The 14,763-nt window shown below is 68.3% G+C and carries 13 protein-coding genes; 5 read left to right on the top strand and 8 right to left on the bottom strand.

Annotated features, from left to right (window positions below; all coding sequences use genetic code 11):
* Positions 1–5 precede the first annotated feature (5 nt).
* Positions 6–605 carry a hypothetical protein gene (locus IPJ61_RS10050; RefSeq protein WP_297106487.1) on the bottom strand — a complete coding sequence of 200 codons (600 nt, stop codon included), beginning with the start codon at positions 603–605 and terminating at the stop codon, positions 6–8.
* 304 nt (positions 606–909) lie between these two features.
* On the opposite strand from IPJ61_RS10050, the gene IPJ61_RS10045 reads away from it, so the two are divergent.
* Positions 910–2,487: a leucine-rich repeat domain-containing protein gene (locus tag IPJ61_RS10045; protein WP_297106484.1), complete on the top strand. Its 1,578-nt coding sequence runs from the start codon at positions 910–912 to the stop codon at positions 2,485–2,487.
* Positions 2,488–2,514: 27 nt separating this feature from the next.
* On the opposite strand, the gene IPJ61_RS10040 is transcribed toward IPJ61_RS10045, so the two are convergent.
* A complete protein-coding gene (locus IPJ61_RS10040; RefSeq protein WP_297106481.1) occupies positions 2,515–3,498 on the bottom strand; it encodes a magnesium transporter CorA family protein in 984 nt (327 codons plus the stop codon).
* Positions 3,499–3,545: 47 nt separating this feature from the next.
* Between IPJ61_RS10040 and IPJ61_RS10035 the strand changes: the two genes are divergently transcribed.
* Positions 3,546–4,391, top strand: coding sequence for an acyl-CoA thioesterase (locus IPJ61_RS10035; protein ID WP_297106478.1), 846 nt, complete (start codon positions 3,546–3,548; stop codon positions 4,389–4,391).
* A 37-nt stretch (positions 4,392–4,428) separates the two neighbouring features.
* On the opposite strand, the gene IPJ61_RS10030 is transcribed toward IPJ61_RS10035, so the two are convergent.
* Positions 4,429–5,361 (bottom strand): sigma-70 family RNA polymerase sigma factor, encoded by a 933-nt coding sequence (locus IPJ61_RS10030; protein ID WP_297106475.1) that lies wholly within the window; start codon positions 5,359–5,361, stop codon positions 4,429–4,431.
* Between the two features lie 241 nt (positions 5,362–5,602).
* Between IPJ61_RS10030 and IPJ61_RS10025 the strand changes: the two genes are divergently transcribed.
* Positions 5,603–6,994, top strand: coding sequence for an RNA polymerase sigma factor (locus IPJ61_RS10025; RefSeq protein ID WP_459251295.1), 1,392 nt, complete (start codon positions 5,603–5,605; stop codon positions 6,992–6,994).
* Here the strand turns inward: IPJ61_RS10025 and IPJ61_RS10020 are convergent.
* Positions 6,982–7,719, bottom strand: coding sequence for a glutamine amidotransferase (locus IPJ61_RS10020; RefSeq protein WP_297106469.1), 738 nt, complete (start codon positions 7,717–7,719; stop codon positions 6,982–6,984). The genes IPJ61_RS10025 and IPJ61_RS10020 overlap by 13 nt on opposite strands.
* The gene (locus IPJ61_RS10015; protein WP_297106465.1) at positions 7,716–8,858 is read right to left on the bottom strand and encodes a carboxylate-amine ligase; all 1,143 of its coding nucleotides are present in this window, start codon (positions 8,856–8,858) and stop codon (positions 7,716–7,718) included. Before IPJ61_RS10015 ends, IPJ61_RS10020 begins: the two co-directional genes overlap by 4 nt.
* Positions 8,859–8,955: 97 nt before the next feature.
* Between IPJ61_RS10015 and IPJ61_RS10010 the strand changes: the two genes are divergently transcribed.
* Together IPJ61_RS10010 and IPJ61_RS10005 are read left to right on the top strand one after the other, a co-directional pair.
* Positions 8,956–9,114 (top strand): hypothetical protein, encoded by a 159-nt coding sequence (locus IPJ61_RS10010; protein WP_297106462.1) that lies wholly within the window; start codon positions 8,956–8,958, stop codon positions 9,112–9,114.
* Positions 9,098–10,153, top strand: coding sequence for an amino acid aminotransferase (locus IPJ61_RS10005; protein WP_297106459.1), 1,056 nt, complete (start codon positions 9,098–9,100; stop codon positions 10,151–10,153). Before IPJ61_RS10010 ends, IPJ61_RS10005 begins: the two co-directional genes overlap by 17 nt.
* 78 nt (positions 10,154–10,231) lie before the next feature.
* Here the strand turns inward: IPJ61_RS10005 and IPJ61_RS10000 are convergent, their stop codons facing one another.
* Genes IPJ61_RS10000 through IPJ61_RS09990 form a run of 3 tightly spaced genes read right to left on the bottom strand, consistent with a single transcriptional unit; the run spans position 10,232 to position 14,648 of the window.
* A complete protein-coding gene (locus IPJ61_RS10000; RefSeq protein ID WP_297108125.1) occupies positions 10,232–11,704 on the bottom strand; it encodes a glycoside hydrolase family 3 protein in 1,473 nt (490 codons plus the stop codon).
* On the bottom strand, positions 11,695–13,446 hold the full coding sequence (locus tag IPJ61_RS09995; RefSeq protein WP_297106456.1) for a glycoside hydrolase family 3 C-terminal domain-containing protein: 1,752 nt from the start codon (positions 13,444–13,446) through the stop codon (positions 11,695–11,697). The genes IPJ61_RS10000 and IPJ61_RS09995 overlap by 10 nt, the downstream gene beginning before the upstream one ends.
* The gene (locus IPJ61_RS09990; protein ID WP_297106451.1) at positions 13,443–14,648 is read right to left on the bottom strand and encodes a glycoside hydrolase family 3 protein; all 1,206 of its coding nucleotides are present in this window, start codon (positions 14,646–14,648) and stop codon (positions 13,443–13,445) included. Before IPJ61_RS09990 ends, IPJ61_RS09995 begins: the two co-directional genes overlap by 4 nt.
* Positions 14,649–14,763: the final 115 nt, after the last annotated feature.

The raw sequence follows: 14,763 nt of genomic DNA, 5'->3' as shown, positions 1-14,763 counted from the left end.
TGCAGCTACTCCTCGGCGCCCATGGGGCGAGGCGCCTGGTCGGCGGGCTCGAACTCGACGGTGATCCGCGGCCCGTCCCCCTTTGCGTTGAGTTCGTCCACCCTCTGCCGGATAGACGCGGGGTCGTTGGTCCACGCCGTCACCCTGACGCTGTTCGTGTCCGGCGTATATGCCGCCCCGAGCCCTGCCGCACCCAGGTCTTGGAGCGCCTTGAGGACGGCCAACTCCACCGTGCTTCGTTGGTCGTAGGGCAGGGCCTCCTCGGTGGCGCGGACGACTTCGACGGCTACCCTGCTCTCGGCGGCGAGACGCTCCATGATCTCCACCGCGTCATCCTTGACCTTGATCTCCCCGCGGCGTGCTATCGCGTCCCAGCGATAGTCGACGATGCTGTCGGGCGCGCGCTGGATGGCCGCCTCCAGGAAGTCGCTGAAGTCGTTCTGCGTCTGGCCGTCGGCCTCACCATGGGGCGCCGTGCTGGAGGGAGTACCTTCGGCCGCGGGTGCGCACGAGGCGAAGGCGAAGAGGAACAGCAATGCCGTCGGCAACGACGTGCTCATCCGCATCACGGCGCTGTACCGGCCGGCGCGCGCTGCTCGTGCCATTGCCGCTCCCGTCCCGTGCCACGTTGCTGTCAGATAGGTCTCTTGGCTCGTCAGCGTACGCGTTTCCTGGATGAGCGGCGGAGATATGCAGCCGCCAAGTCGGGGCCCGCTGGGTAGTCGAGTCCACTCCGCGGGTACCCGAGTACCCTCTTTATCTGCCCCGCGAGGAGCGTGGATATGCGCTGATAGCCTCTTGTCCGGGACTCGGCAATGGCTGCCGATATCCCGAAGTATTTCAGGGGGAAATGCTGTGATGTCAGGCTCGTCTGATCGCCGTCCATCGCTCGCGCTGAGGCGCGTCGTCGTGGCTGCGTTGCTGATCGCATTGGCGTTCGTGGGCTTCGCTCCGGCATCTGCCGATGCCGCGCCGAGGGTGACGCCCACACCGACCATCTCTGGAACGGCGCGGGTCGGCAAGACCCTCAGAGTCAAGGTGGGAACGTGGCGTCCGAGCGTCTCGGCCCATCCGCAGTGGCTGCGAGACGGCAAAAAGATCAAGGGTGCGAAGGGTTTCTCATACACGCTCACAGGCGCCGATGCGGGCGCGAGGATCTCAGTTCAGATCACCGGAACTCAGTGGAAACTGCGCCCGGTTACGAGGACGTCGAAGAAGACCAAGAAGGTTGCCCTCGGCGTCATCACGTCGAAGAAAGTCACGCTGAGCAATGATCCCCAGGTCGACGGCACCATCACCGCCAAGACCGGGTACTGGAAGCCGGCGGAGTCTGTGAGGCTGAGCTATCAGTGGCTGCGCGACGGTAAGAAGATCGCGGGGGCGACCAAGCAGGTTTATGCCCCGGTCGTTGCGGATGCGGGCAAGAGGCTTTCGGTCACGGTCACCGGCAAGGCGAAGGGCTATACCTCGGTTGCGGTCACCTCGAAACGCTCGGCCGCGGTCGCACGCGGTACGTTTTGGGTCAACGTGGGTGGCATCTACATACTTTCGCAGAACCAGCCCCGCGCAGGGAGCACCCTGTCGGTTGCGACGGGTCTGTGGCGGCCGAAGGCCACCCTCGCGTACCAGTGGCTGCGTAATGGCGATCCCATCACGGGAGCGACCGACAACACGTATACGGTCCGGCCGGCCGACGGAGGCACGGAAGTCATGGTGCGGGTCACGGGCAGCCGCCCCGGGTACATCTCGCGCACCTTCGTAAGCGAGAGCGTGTACGTCCTCGGACCCGACGACTACGACCTCGAGAAGATCAAGAGCCGCGCGCTTCGGGAGTGCATCGACCGGGCGACGCCCAACACCGTGACCGGCTGGCTCATGCGGGCGGAGGCGGAGAGGATCACCTCGTTGGAGTGCCCGTACGGGGGCGTCGAGACGCTCGAGGGCTTCCCGGCTCTGCCGAACCTGACCAAACTCGATCTGGTCAACAGCCTTATCCCTGGCCTTGCTGGTCTCCCGGCGAAGACGCCGTCGCTCGAGTGGCTCCGCTTCGGCACGGCCGACGGGGTGACCGACTTCACCGCGCTTCGAGACGTCGCCGAGTGGTCAGACCTCTCCTATCTGGGGATAGTCAAGGGCGATCTTGAAACACTTCACGGAATTCCTCCTATGCCGTCGCTTGAGATGTTCGTCGTCGGCCGGACGAAGCTCCGCGACGTCAAGGGGCTCCCCGACCTGCCGAACCTCCGGCTGCTCTCCGTGGTGTACAACGAGGTGACGTCGTTGGATGACCTTCCTGATCTTCCTGCGTTGCGCACGTTGTATGTCCACGCCAACAAGCTGACCTCGGTCGGAGGCCTCGCCGACCGAGTGGGTCTCAAGGAGCTATGGGTATACGACAACCCGCTGGCCGATCCGGCCGCGGACAAGGAGGCGCTCCAACCTCTGGTCGACGCGGGGTGCCTGATTCTCTGGGAGCCGCGCGCGTAGTCTGAGTCGCGCCCGCGTGGCGGTGTCCTAGAGCCAGTCGACCCTGCGGAACAGCAGGTACAGGCCGGCGACACCGGCCACGATGAGGACGATGCTGAGCAGCAGCCCGGAGCCGCTGGCGTAGCCGGGATACGGGAGGTTCTGGCCGAACCAGCCCGTGACAGCCGTCGGGACCGCGATGATGGCCGCCCAGGCCGCGAGCTTCTTCATGATGTCGTTCAACCGGGCGTCCTGCAGCGAGAGGCTGGTCTCGAACGCGTTGCCGACGACCTCCCGAAGCGACTCGCTCCAATCGGCGGCACGGATGACATGGTCGTAGAGGTCGTCGAAGTCGCCGTCCAGCTCTCGGGAGACCGGCAGCGTCTCCGAGGTTCGGAACCTGATCACGGCAGAGACGACCTCCCGCATCGGCAGCACCTTGCGGCGCAACTGCGCCAGAACCTTGCGGACCGCGAACACCCGCTGCTGGAACGCGCGCGGCCGGACGCGGTCGCCGAAGAGCATGTCCTCCAGCGCCTCGTCATCCAATGCCTGGATCGCGTCGAAATGGCCGTCCACGACGGTGTCGAGCATTCCGTGGACGAGCGCGCCTACGCCCTGCTCGAGCTGCGCCTCGTCCGCCCAGCGCTGCAGCACCTCGTCGAAGTCGAATGCGCCGGTTCGCACGGTGATCAGGCCGTTGGGCAGCACGAAGGCCGAGATCCGCGGGGTGACCAGCTGCGGCCCCTCGGCGGCGTCGACGGTCAGGGTGGTCGCATAACAGGTGAGGAACACATGCCCGGCGTGCCGGGTCGCCTTGGGGCGCTCGAAGGGCGCGGCCGCGTCCTCGACGGCGTGTCTGTCGAGCGTGAGCTCTTCGGCGAGTGTTGCCAGCAACTCCGGTTCGGGATCGACGAGGTCCAGCCATACCAACAGGTGCGGATCGGCGAGGAACTCGCTCAACTCGGCCATCGGAACGTCGCTCCGCTGCTGCACCCCGTCGCGCCAGGTCCGACCTTGCACCATGCTCATGAGCACAGCATCCCACCGGAAAGCTCGCCTGGTGGCAGCATAGGCGTGTGCCCAAGGATGTTGCCGAGCTCTGCGCGCTGTTCGATCTCACCGCCACGGGGCGGCTCACGTTTCGCGGCCCCCAACCGCAGACGCTGCTCCAGCGGCTGTTCGGCGGGCAGGTGCTCGGCCAGACGCTCGTCGCCGCGGCGCAGACCGTGCCCCGTGACCGTCTCGTCCACTCGCTGAACGCCTACTTCCTCCGCCCCGGAGCCATCGACGTCCCGCTCGACTTCGACGTCGAGGTGTTGCGGGACGGGCACACGTTCAGCAACCGCCGCGTCGTGACCAGGCAGGGCGACACGGTGATCTTCCAGATGACCGCGTCGTTCCAGGAGCCGGAGCCGGGCCTCGACCACACCGCGGCCCCGCCATCGGGGACGGCCGTGCCGGACGCGTGCCCCTCGCTGGCGGAGGTGCTCGAGCGGAGGTTCGGCCGGCAGATCACGATGATCTCCGAGTGGGACGCGCTCGACGTGCGGCTCGCGGCCCAGCCAAGGGAGGACCGGCAAGGCGGCAGCATGCGCGCCTGGGTGAGGACGAAACAGCCCATGCCCGACGACCCGCTGCTGCACGCCGCGGTGCTCGCCTACTTGAGCGACATCACCCTGCTCAGCGTCACCGCCATCCCGCATGAGGTGGAGTTCCTGTCGCCCCGGATGCAGGCGGCGTCCATTGACCACGCAATGTGGTTCCACCGACCCGTCCGCGTCGACGAGTGGCTGCTTTACGACATGATCTCGCCGTCGGCGTCCAGCGCCCGCGGCTTCGCCATGGGGCGGCTGTTCCAGGACGGCGCCGCCGTCGCATCCTGTGCCCAGGAAGGACTCATCCGGGTGGTCGGCGACCGCTGACCACCCGGATGAGGACCGAGACGCCTATCTGCAACCGTTAGGCCGCGACCCCCTGACGCTCTCGCATGGTGGCGAGCGCCTGCCGCTCGATCTGGCGGACGCGCTCCGCGGTGATGCCCCAGTGGGTGCCGATGTCGGCGAGCTTGGCCTGGCGCCCGTCGAGAAGGCCGTACCGGCGGCGGACGACGTCGCGGGAGCGCTCGTCGAGCTCCGACAGCATGCCTTCGAGGCGGGCGCGCTCCTCGGCGTCCAGCACGACCTCGTCCGGGCCGGGCGCGGTCTCGCGGGCGATCAGGTCGCCGAGCGAGGTGTCGCCGTCGGCCTCGACGGGGGCGTCGAGCGAGACGTGGTCGCGGGCGTAGCGGAGCAGGTCGACGACCTTCTCCTCCTCGAGCCCGAGCTCGTCGGCGATCTCGATCAGTTCCGGCTCGCGGCCGAGCTGACGCTCGAGGTTGCGGCGGACGGCAGAAACCTGGTTGACCTGCTCGGCGACGTGCACGGGAAGCCGGACGATGCGGCCCTGTTGCGCGATGCCGCGGGAGATGGCCTGGCGCACCCACCACGTCGCGTAGGTCGAGAACTTGAAGCCCTTGGTGTAGTCGAACTTCTCGACGGCGCGGATGAGGCCGGTGTTGCCCTCCTGCACGAGGTCGAGCAGCGGCATCTGCGCGCGCCCGTACTTGCGGGCCACGGAGACGACGAGACGGAGGTTGGCCTGGACGAAGCGCTGCATGGCCCTGCGACCCTCGGCGACGATCTCGCGCAGTTCCTCATCGCTGGCGTCGACCGAGCTGGACTCGCGACCGTCGAGCACGTGCTCCGCGAAGAGCCCGGCCTCGATGGTGCGGGCCAGTTCGACCTCTTCGAGCGCGGACAACAGTGCCGTTTTGGCGATGGCGTCGAGGTAGAGCCCCACCGCGTCCTTGCCGTCGATGCCTTCGGTGCTTCGCATACGTGCAGTAGTGTTCATCGTTCGAGTCCTTTCAGGAGTCGTCACCTAGTTCAACGCATTGACCGGCGCTCCGGTTCCACAAGAGGCACTCGCCAGGGGCGAAATCATCCGAAAGTACGAGTGCCTCTCACCCTCCCCCCTACCCAGGTAGGGGGAGACCCTGACACCAGCGTTTGAGTACCGGTGGATCGCGTGCCAGAATGGACGCTGCGTCACCCTTGACTATGGCGGGGCGACGCACGCGCTAAAACCAGTAGGCCTGGAGAGGATTCCTGTGACCCAGAACGCCGAAGCGACCGGCAAGGCCCCGAGGGCTCGCCGGACCACCGCGACCGCACCCGCCGACGATGCCGCACCCAAGAAGCGGGCGACGACGCGGGCTGCCAAGCCGGCCCCCGACGAGGCGAAGGTCCCCGCAGCGGGCCGCTCCCGCAAGGCCCCGGCTCGCACGACGCGCGCGAAGGCGGAGGCGGAGCCCACGATTCAAGACGTGGCCAGCGGCGAGGTCGAGCTCGATGTGGAGGTCAAGCTCGACGGCGACGATGTCGTCCTGACCGTCGGCGGCAAGAACCGCACCATGGACGAGAAGAAGCGCTCGCTCGACGAAGTGGACGACTCCGAGTTCAACGAGGCCAAGGAGGCCCCGCTGGAGAAGGAGCTGGTCTCCGAGGAAGAGGGCTTCGCGCTCTCGGACTCCGACGACGCCGACGAGCCGGAGCAGCAGGTCGTCTCCGCCGGCGCCACCGCCGACCCGGTCAAGGACTATCTGAAGCAGATCGGCAAGGTCGCGCTGCTGAACGCGGTCCAGGAGGTCGAACTCGCCAAGCGGATCGAGGCCGGCCTGTTCGCCGAGGAGCGGTTGACCTCCACGGAGGTCGTCGTCAGCGACGAGGATCTCGAGGACTTCGAGTGGATCACCGAGGACGGCCGCCGCGCGAAGAATCACCTGCTCGAGGCGAACCTGCGTCTCGTCGTCTCCCTCGCCAAGCGCTACACCGGCCGCGGCATGCTCTTCCTTGACCTGATCCAAGAGGGCAACCTGGGCCTGATCCGCGCCGTCGAGAAGTTCGACTACACCAAGGGCTACAAGTTCTCCACGTACGCGACGTGGTGGATCAAGCAGGCGATCACCCGCGCCATGGCCGACCAGGCCCGCACCATCCGCATCCCCGTGCACATGGTCGAGGTCATCAACAAGCTGGCCCGCGTGCAGCGCCAGATGCTCCAGGACCTGGGCCGCGAACCCACGCCCGAGGAACTGGCGATCGAGCTGGACATGACGCCCGAGAAGGTCGTCGAGGTGCAGAAGTACGGCCGCGAGCCCATCTCGCTGCACACGCCGCTGGGCGAGGACGGCGACTCCGAGTTCGGCGACCTGATCGAAGACTCCGAGGCCGTCGTTCCAGCTGATGCCGTGAACTTCACACTCCTGCAGGAGCAGCTGAACGACGTGCTCGACACGCTGAGCGAGCGTGAGGCGGGCGTCGTGTCGATGCGCTTCGGCCTGACCGACGGCCAGCCGAAGACCCTCGACGAGATCGGCAAGGTCTACGGTGTCACGCGCGAGCGCATCCGCCAGATCGAGTCCAAGACCATGTCGAAGCTGCGCCACCCGTCGCGGTCCCAGGTGCTGCGCGACTATCTCGACTGACGCGCCAACCGCACGAAGTTCGACAAGATGGCGTGCACTTCGTCGGTGATGTCGGCATCGAGGGCGAAGGCCGAGAGCTCCTCGGTCTCGTCCGGAGCGAAGTAGCCGGCCTCGCGGTAGATCAAGATCCGCTCCGCCATGCCGCGCGGGTCCAGGTCCGGATGGAACTGGGTGGCGTACGCCCACGGGCCCACCCGGTACGCCTGCACGGGGCAGGCCTCGCCGGTGGCCAGCAGCGTCGCGCCGGGTGGCAGCTCCCGGCAGGCCTCCTTGTGTCCGACGAAGGCACGCATGATGGTCGGGATGCCGTCGAAGAGCGGGTCGTCGCGACCCTCCTCCGTCAGGGTCACGTCGACGACACCCACGGGCTCGCCGTACGTGCGGTCGACGACGCCGCCCAGCGTCGAGGTGAGCGCGCCGATTCCGTAGCAGAGGCCCAGGAGCGGGACCTCGCGTTCGACCGCCTGGACGACCACCTGCGCGATGTCGGCCTCGACGCGCAGCTGCAACTCGGACTTGTCCTCGTCGCTGGCGTTGAACGGCCCGCCGCCGAGCAGGACGCCGGAGAAGTCGTCGAGGTTCAGCTCAGGGAGCGGAAAGCGCTCGACGCGGTGCTGCACGAGCTCGGCCTCCTCCAGTCCCGCCTTCGAGAGGATGGCTTCACGCTCGCCGGCGACGGCGTCATCCTCAGGGCGGGTGCTGAGCAGCAGGAAGGGCCTTGTCACAGTGATGTCTCCTCATAGGATGGGACGCCCGCGCGCAACTCGTCGGCAAGCGAACGGGCGACGTCTTTCGGTGTTCCGCCCGCGGCGACGATGCGCCGTTGGCGAAGATAGCTGGGGCCGTGCCGGACGAGTTCGGCGACGTGCCCGAGTTCCTCGACGCAGTCGAGTTGCTCCGCGATCGGGGCGAGGTGCTCGACCCACTGGAGGATGCCGTCGGAGACGTGGAGGAGGTACTGGTCCTTGCGGGGCGTGATCACGTCGGCGGCCAGGCCGTAGCGCGCGGCGCGCCACTTGTTCTCGCGCATGAACCAGTAGGGGAGTCTGTCGATCGGCTCCTCCTCGGCGATCGCGCGCGACATGCGCTCGACGAGGCATTGGCTCAGCGCGGCAAGGGCGCCCACCTCGCGCAACGTGGGGACCGAGTCCATGGTCCGGTTCTCGACCGTCCCCCAGCTCGACGGGCGCACGTCCCAGCGGATCTCGGACGGGTTCTGGATCATGCCGACGCCCTCGAGCTGCGACGCGAACGACTCGAGCTCGGTCCAGTCGGTCATGTGGAACGGCAGGCCGTTGGTGGGGAGTTGCTGGAAGATCATGGTCCGCTGGGAGGCGAAGCCCGTGTCCTGACCCATCCAGTACGGCGAGGAGCCGGACAGCGCGATGAAGTACGGCGCGAACCTGGCGAGCCCGTAGACGATCGGCAGCGCCTTCGCGCGGGCGTCGATGCCCGTGTGGATGTGGAGCCCGTTGATCGCCATCTGGGTACCCCAGTAGCCGTTACGCTCAGTGACCCGTCGGTACTGAGGCTTGTCGCCCGGCTTCTGCGCTGCCGGGTCCCCGAAGGGATGCGCACCGGCGCCGAGCAGGGTGAGGCCCCGCGGCTCGAGCAGGTCGAGCGCCCACTCCAAGTGCTGCTGCAGGTCTGCAACGGCGGCCGCCGGGGTGTCGTGCACACCGGAGACGATCTCTATCATCGACGTCAGATACTCACGCCGGATGGGGCCGTCGACAGGGTCCTCCACCTGACCGAGGACCACCTCGGCCTCGGGAACCTGCTCAAGGGTCGCGCCGTCGACGACGGCCAGCTCCCACTCGATGCCGATGGTGGACTGGCGCGATTGCCCGAACGGTATCTTCATCGTTCCTCCCAGCGTTGGGGGAACAGTAATGCACGAGCAACGGCCTCCGGGGCGCTTTGTATTAGGCTTTCCGCGGAAAGAGGAAGTAACCACCACCATGTCGCTGTTCGCACGCGCTCACCTGGCCCCCGCAGACCCGATCCTCGGCCTCACCGAGGCCTTCACCGCAGACAAGCGCGCGGAGAAGGTCAACCTGGGCGTCGGCGTCTACCTGGGCGACGACGGCACGTTGCCCCCTCATGGCCTCGGTGCGTGAGGCGCAGGAGCGCCTGACCTCCGAGCACAAGCCCCGCGGCTACCTCGGCATCGACGGCATGCCCGCCTACCGCGAGGCCGCGCGCGCCCTCATCTTCGGCGCCGACTCCGAGGCGACCGCCTCCGGACGCGTCGCCACCGTGCAGACCCTCGGTGGAACGGGCGCCCTCAAGGTCGGCGCCGACCTGCTCGCCGAGCTCTCCGCAGGCCCGACGGTGCTCGTTTCCAACCCGAGCTGGGAGAACCACCGTGCGTTGTTCATGCGGGCCGGGTTCCGTGTCGAGACGTACCGCTACTACGACGCGGGCCTGAAGGGCGTCGACTTCGAGGGCATGCTCGCCGACATCGACCAGGCGGCCCCGGGCACGATCGTCGTGCTGCACGCCTGCTGCCACAACCCCACCGGCTACGACCTGACGGCCGAGCAGTGGGACCGCGTGATCTCCGTCCTGCAGCGTCGCCAGCTGGTCCCGTTCCTCGACATGGCCTACCAGGGCTTCGGCTTTGGCATCGAGGAGGACGGCCGCGTCGTCGCGAAGTTCGTCGACGCCGGGCTGTTCTTCCTCCTGGCGACTTCGTACTCGAAGTCGTTCAGCCTCTACGGCGAGCGCGTCGGCACCCTCTCCGTCATCGCGGAGGACGCCGACGTGGCGAAGCGGGTGCTCAGCCAGCTGAAGATCGTGATCCGGACCAACTACTCGAACCCGCCCACCACCGGCGCCGCGCTCGTGGCGACGGTGCTGGCCGACGACGAACTGCGCGCCTCCTGGGCCGACGAACTCGGCGAGATGCGCGAGCGAATCAAGCGGATGCGCCACGGCCTCGTCGGTGGGCTGATTGCCCGCGGCATCGACGACATGGGCTTCATCGCCGACCAGCTCGGCATGTTCAGCTACTCGGGCCTGACGAAGACCCAGATGATCGCCCTACGCTCCGACTTCGGCGTCTACGGCCTTGACTCCGGTCGCATGTGCGTCGCCGCGCTGAACTCCGGCAACCTGGATTACGTCGTCGACGCGATCGCCTCTGTCCACGGCTGAACACACACGAGTAAGGGCCCGGCGTCTGCCGGGCCCCTACTCGTTTCTCACGGCCGATCCTGGGCCGTGCCGCATCGGTCAGACGTAGTCGACCAGGCCGTGTCCGAAGCGGAACAGCGGGTCGGCCGTATCGAAGGGCACGTCGGGGCGCGAAGCCTCGACGGCCGGCATCGAGCGGGGCAGGTCGAAGGGCAGGCGACCCTGCGGGCGCGCCACCCCGGTGAGCACATCCAGCAGCGCGGGCGCGCTCGCCCCCCAGTTCACCGTGACCGCAGCAGCCGCATCGACGATCGGAGCGAGGATGGCGGGCCGGTCGGCGAAGACATCGACAACGGTCGGAACTGCCGCGGCAACCGCGCGCACATGCGCAAGCACATCCTCCGGGAAGTCCAGCGAACCGGAGTGGAAGAAGTTCTCGAACGCGGTCGAGCGTTGCTCGTACGGCGCCTTCAGCCGGATCACGGCCGCGTCCGCATCCTCGGGGCGGTCCACCAGCGAAGCCGTAGGCAGCGGCCTCCTCAGGGTCGATTCCCCTCGACATAGAGGCGCAGCCCCCGCTGCAACGGAGCAGCGGAGCGCCGCCCGCGTCGTTGGTAAGGAGCGTGATCGAGGCACGCTGGGCTGCGTCTCCGCGGCGCGGAACTCGGGGTTGCCCGCGATCTGTCCGGCGGCGTCCTCGTCCACAAACGGGTTGTCGAAGAGGCCGAGCGCGAACTTCTCACGAAGCAGGCGCCGGGCCGAGACGTCGAGGCGCTCCTCGGGGATCCGGCCTGACTCGACGAGCTCAATGATCAGCTCCGGGCAGGCCTCGCCGCCGAACTGGTCGGCTCCGGCGTCCAGCACCATCGCCACGCGCTCCAGCGGGGTCAGGTGCTCGACCCCCCAGGCGCGTGCCGGGAACGGGTCACCGAAGAGCTCAGCGGGCAGGATGAGGCCCCAGTCGGTGCATACGACGCCCTCGAAGCCGAGCCTCTCGCGGAGGAGGCCGGTGATCACCGACTTGTTGAACGCGAACGCGACCTCCGGGTGCTCAGTTCCGATCGGGATGCCGTAGTACGGCATCATCTGGCGCGTCCCGGCCGCGATGAGCGCTTCGAACGGCCTCATGTGCAGCTCGAACTGTCCGCCGGGGTAGACCTGCTCGCGGCCGTGGGCGAAGTGTGGATCCTCGCCGTCCTTCTGTGGGCCTCCACCGGGGAAGTGCTTGGTGATCGTCGACACCGAGGTGTGGCCGAACTCCGCGCCCTGGAAGCCGCGCACGTAGGCGACGCCGAGGCGGGCGGTGAGTTCCGCATCCTCGCCGAAGGTGGCGAGCTGCCGCGACCAGCGCGGCTCCGTCGCCAGATCGATCTGAGGGGAGAGCGCCACGCGGATACCCACCGCGAGATACTCCCGGCGCGCGATGTCGCCGAAGAGCTCGACCGTCGCCTCGTCTCGGATGGCCGCGAGACCCAGCGACTCCGGCCATTGGGAGAACGGCCCCGCGAGCATCCCTGTGCCCGGGTTGTCGGTGAAGGAGTGGCGAGGATCCGTCGACAGCGTCACCGGGATGCCGAGACGGGTCGAGCGGGCGAGGCGCTGGAGCTCGTTGTGCCAGGCGGCGATCTCCCGCGCGGTGTCGGCCCTCCCACGAGGTTGAAGTGCGTGAGCTGCCGTCCCCGCACGAGCTCCACCGCCGACGGCGCGGAGATCAGCGGGTTCGGCTCTGTGAGGTCACTCAGGCCGATCATCGTGTGGAACAGGAGGCCGGCCTTCTCGGCGAGCGTCATTTCCGCGAGGAGGGCCAGCCGCTCGTCCGCGGAGATCGTGGTATCGAACCAGGGACGAGCAGCTGTGGCGTCGGTCGTCATCGACGCTCCTGGGAGACCGCGACGCCGCCGGAGAGGCGGATATCGTTCGACGACGCGCCGACGAGCAGGGGTGACCTCGCCGGAGGCGGAGGCCCAGTCGTGGGCGTCGGCGTCGAAGTAGGACACTGCCCGGAGCGGCACCGCGATCTCGACGCGCTGCGAGGCGCCCGGGGCAAGCCGGACCTTCGAGAAGCCCGCGAGCTGGCGCTCCGGAGTCTTGACCGGGACCGGCAGTTCGCCGACGTAGACCTGGACGACCTCGGAGCCCTCCCGCTCTCCGGTGTTGGTCACCGTGACGGCGACGGTGGCGACGTCGTCGCCCTCGCCCTCGCTTACCTCGAGGTCCGCGTAACCGAACGTGGTGTAGCCCAGGCCGTGGCCGAAGTGATAGGCCGGGGCGGGGCCGTCCGCGGAGACCGCGCGATAGCCGACGAAGACGCCCTCGTCGTAGTACACGCTGCCGTCGACGCCCGGGTAGGTGCGCTTGTCTGCGGCGGGCGTGTCGTCGATGGAGGCGGGGATGGTTACCGGTAGGCGGCCGCCGGGCTCGGCGGCGCCGATCAGCACGCGGGCGAGCGCGTCGCCCTGGGCCTGGCCGGGGAACCACGCCTGTAGCAGCGCCGCCGGCTGACCATCCCACTTTGTGGTGTCGATGGGGCTGCCGGTCATCAGCACGAGCACCGTCGGCGTGCCGGTGGCGAGCACGGCCTTGACCATGTCGTCCTGGCCGCTCGGCAGGCCCATGTGCGGGCGGTCGTCGGCCTCGGCCTCGTAGGTGCGCACGACGACGACGGCGACGTCTGCGTCGCGCGCGAGCGCCGCGGCCTCCTCGACCTCGGGCGCGAACACGCCCTGCGGCGGGACCCAGCCCAGGCGGACGCGGGGGCCCAGCAGGAAGCCCTGCGACGGATCATCGGCCGCGTAGTCGAACTGGAAGTCATAGGCGTGGCCGGCCTCGAGCGTCAGGCTGATCCACTCCGTGGTCGTGGCGCCGTCGCCCCCGCCGCCGTTGAGGCCGCCGCTGCCCGCGAACCCGCTGCCCGCCATAGGTGCGACGGGGGCCGCGCCCTCCGGCTCGCGCTCGGTCTTCTCGGCGGCATAGGAGACGCCGTCGAGCGAGAACGAGTAGCTGCCCAGGTGGGTGATCGCGAAGTCGTAGACCCCGGTCACCGGAACCGTCAGCGTGCCGGTGAAGCGCATCGAGCACTGGCCGTTCAGCTCCCCGGGCAGGCGCTCGTAGCGCGGCGAGCTCGCGTTGAAGCCGGGGAAGTTGTGGAAGCCGAGGTTGAATTCGACCGGCGCCTCGTTGCGGACGAGGAACGGGTCGCCGTCGAGCGTGGTGTTGGTCCAAAACTCGCCGCGGAGCCCGCGCTCGCCGTCCGGGGTGCGGAAGAAGCTTGAGGGGATGGCGTCGGGGCCCGGGAGCAGGGCGCCGGGCGTCACCGGGTCGGAGCCGTACGCGAGGGCGATCTCGACGTCGTTGCCGAGCGCGTTGCGGAGGCCCTCGACGGGGAGACGCCCTTGGTGCCGCGGACCATCGAGCTGCCGCCGCCCTGGGCGCCGACGCCGTCGACGTCGGGGCCGATCAGCGCGACCTTCCGAACGCCGGAGAGCGGGAGCACGCCGTCGTTGCGCAGCAGCACCATTCCCTCCTCGGCGATCCGCTGGGCGACGTCGTGGTGGCCGTCGACGTCGAACTCCTCAATGACGGCGAGGTTCTCGATCTGCCCCATGCCGACCAGAGGGCGCAGGATGTTGCGGACCTTCTCGTCGAGAACCGCCTCGGAGACCTCGCCGTTGTTCCAGGCGTGCCAGAGCTGTCCGCCCCAGTGGCCCTCGCCGGGCTGCTCCTGGTCGAGGCCCGCGTTCGCAGCCGTCGCGGTGGAATGGTTGGCACCGTAGTCGCTCATGATCCAGCCGCGGAAGCCGAAGCGGTCGCGCAGGATGTCGCGCAGCAGTGTGGCGTTGTCGCAGGCGAACTCGCCGTTGATGCGGTTGAAGGACGCCATCATGGAGGCGACCTCGCCCTCCTGGATCAGGGCCTCGAACGACGGCAGATATAGCTCGTGCATCGTGCGCTCGTCGATGACGGCGTTGACGCTGGAGCGGTGATCCTCCTGGTTGTTGATGGCGTAGTGCTTGGCGCAGGCCTGCACGCCGTGGGACTGGACGCCCTGGACGAAGGCGACGCCGATGCGCGAGGTCAGGACGGGATCCTCGCCGTAGGACTCGAAGGTGCGGCCGCCCACGGGCACGCGCGCGATGTCGACGGCGGGGCCGAGCGAGACGTTGTGGTCGGTGGCGTGGCACTCGGCGCCGATGATGCTGCCGTACTCATGCGCATTCTCGGGGTCCCACGTCGCGGCGAGCGCGATGGGGGCCGGGAGCATTGTCGCGGTGCCGGCATGGACGTCGCCCTTGTTGATCCGCACGCCCGCGGGGCCGTCTGCCATCTGGATGGCGGGCAGGCCGAGACGCTCGAGCGCGCGGGCGTAGAAGCCGTAGTTCCAGTTGACCTCACCGGTGACGTAAGCGATCTTCTCGTCGATGGTCATCTGGCCGAGCAGGGCCTCCACGCGCTCCTCGGTCTCGGGGCCGGCCCATGAGGGAACGTGAGTGGAGTCGGGGGCTGCGGTGTCCGTCATGTGCACTCCAATGTGGCAGCAGGGGCGCGGATCGTCTTCGGCCGCGCGGGGTCGTGTCGGAGTATGCCTGAAAACCATAGGCCGTCAAAGTTTCGGCCCGGACGTCTCAGCGGGC

Origin of the sequence: Tessaracoccus sp., from assembly GCF_016714275.1 — a bacterium.
Taxonomy (GTDB): Bacteria; Actinomycetota; Actinomycetes; order Propionibacteriales; family Propionibacteriaceae; genus Arachnia.
This window is presented reverse-complemented; position numbering and strand designations above follow the sequence as displayed.

What these genes read in the sequence shown, in the direction of transcription:
- IPJ61_RS10040 (WP_297106481.1), bottom strand. Translation starts at nt 3,498, where the DNA reads ATGAGCATGGTGCAAGGTCGGACCTGGCGCGACGGGGTGCAGCAGCGG.
- IPJ61_RS10005 (WP_297106459.1), top strand. Translation starts at nt 9,098, where the DNA reads ATGGCCTCGGTGCGTGAGGCGCAGGAGCGCCTGACCTCCGAGCACAAG.
- IPJ61_RS10050 (WP_297106487.1), bottom strand. Translation starts at nt 605, where the DNA reads ATGGCACGAGCAGCGCGCGCCGGCCGGTACAGCGCCGTGATGCGGATG.
- IPJ61_RS10010 (WP_297106462.1), top strand. Translation starts at nt 8,956, where the DNA reads ATGTCGCTGTTCGCACGCGCTCACCTGGCCCCCGCAGACCCGATCCTC.
- IPJ61_RS09990 (WP_297106451.1), bottom strand. Translation starts at nt 14,648, where the DNA reads ATGACGGACACCGCAGCCCCCGACTCCACTCACGTTCCCTCATGGGCC.
- IPJ61_RS10015 (WP_297106465.1), bottom strand. Translation starts at nt 8,858, where the DNA reads ATGAAGATACCGTTCGGGCAATCGCGCCAGTCCACCATCGGCATCGAG.
- IPJ61_RS10030 (WP_297106475.1), bottom strand. Translation starts at nt 5,361, where the DNA reads ATGAACACTACTGCACGTATGCGAAGCACCGAAGGCATCGACGGCAAG.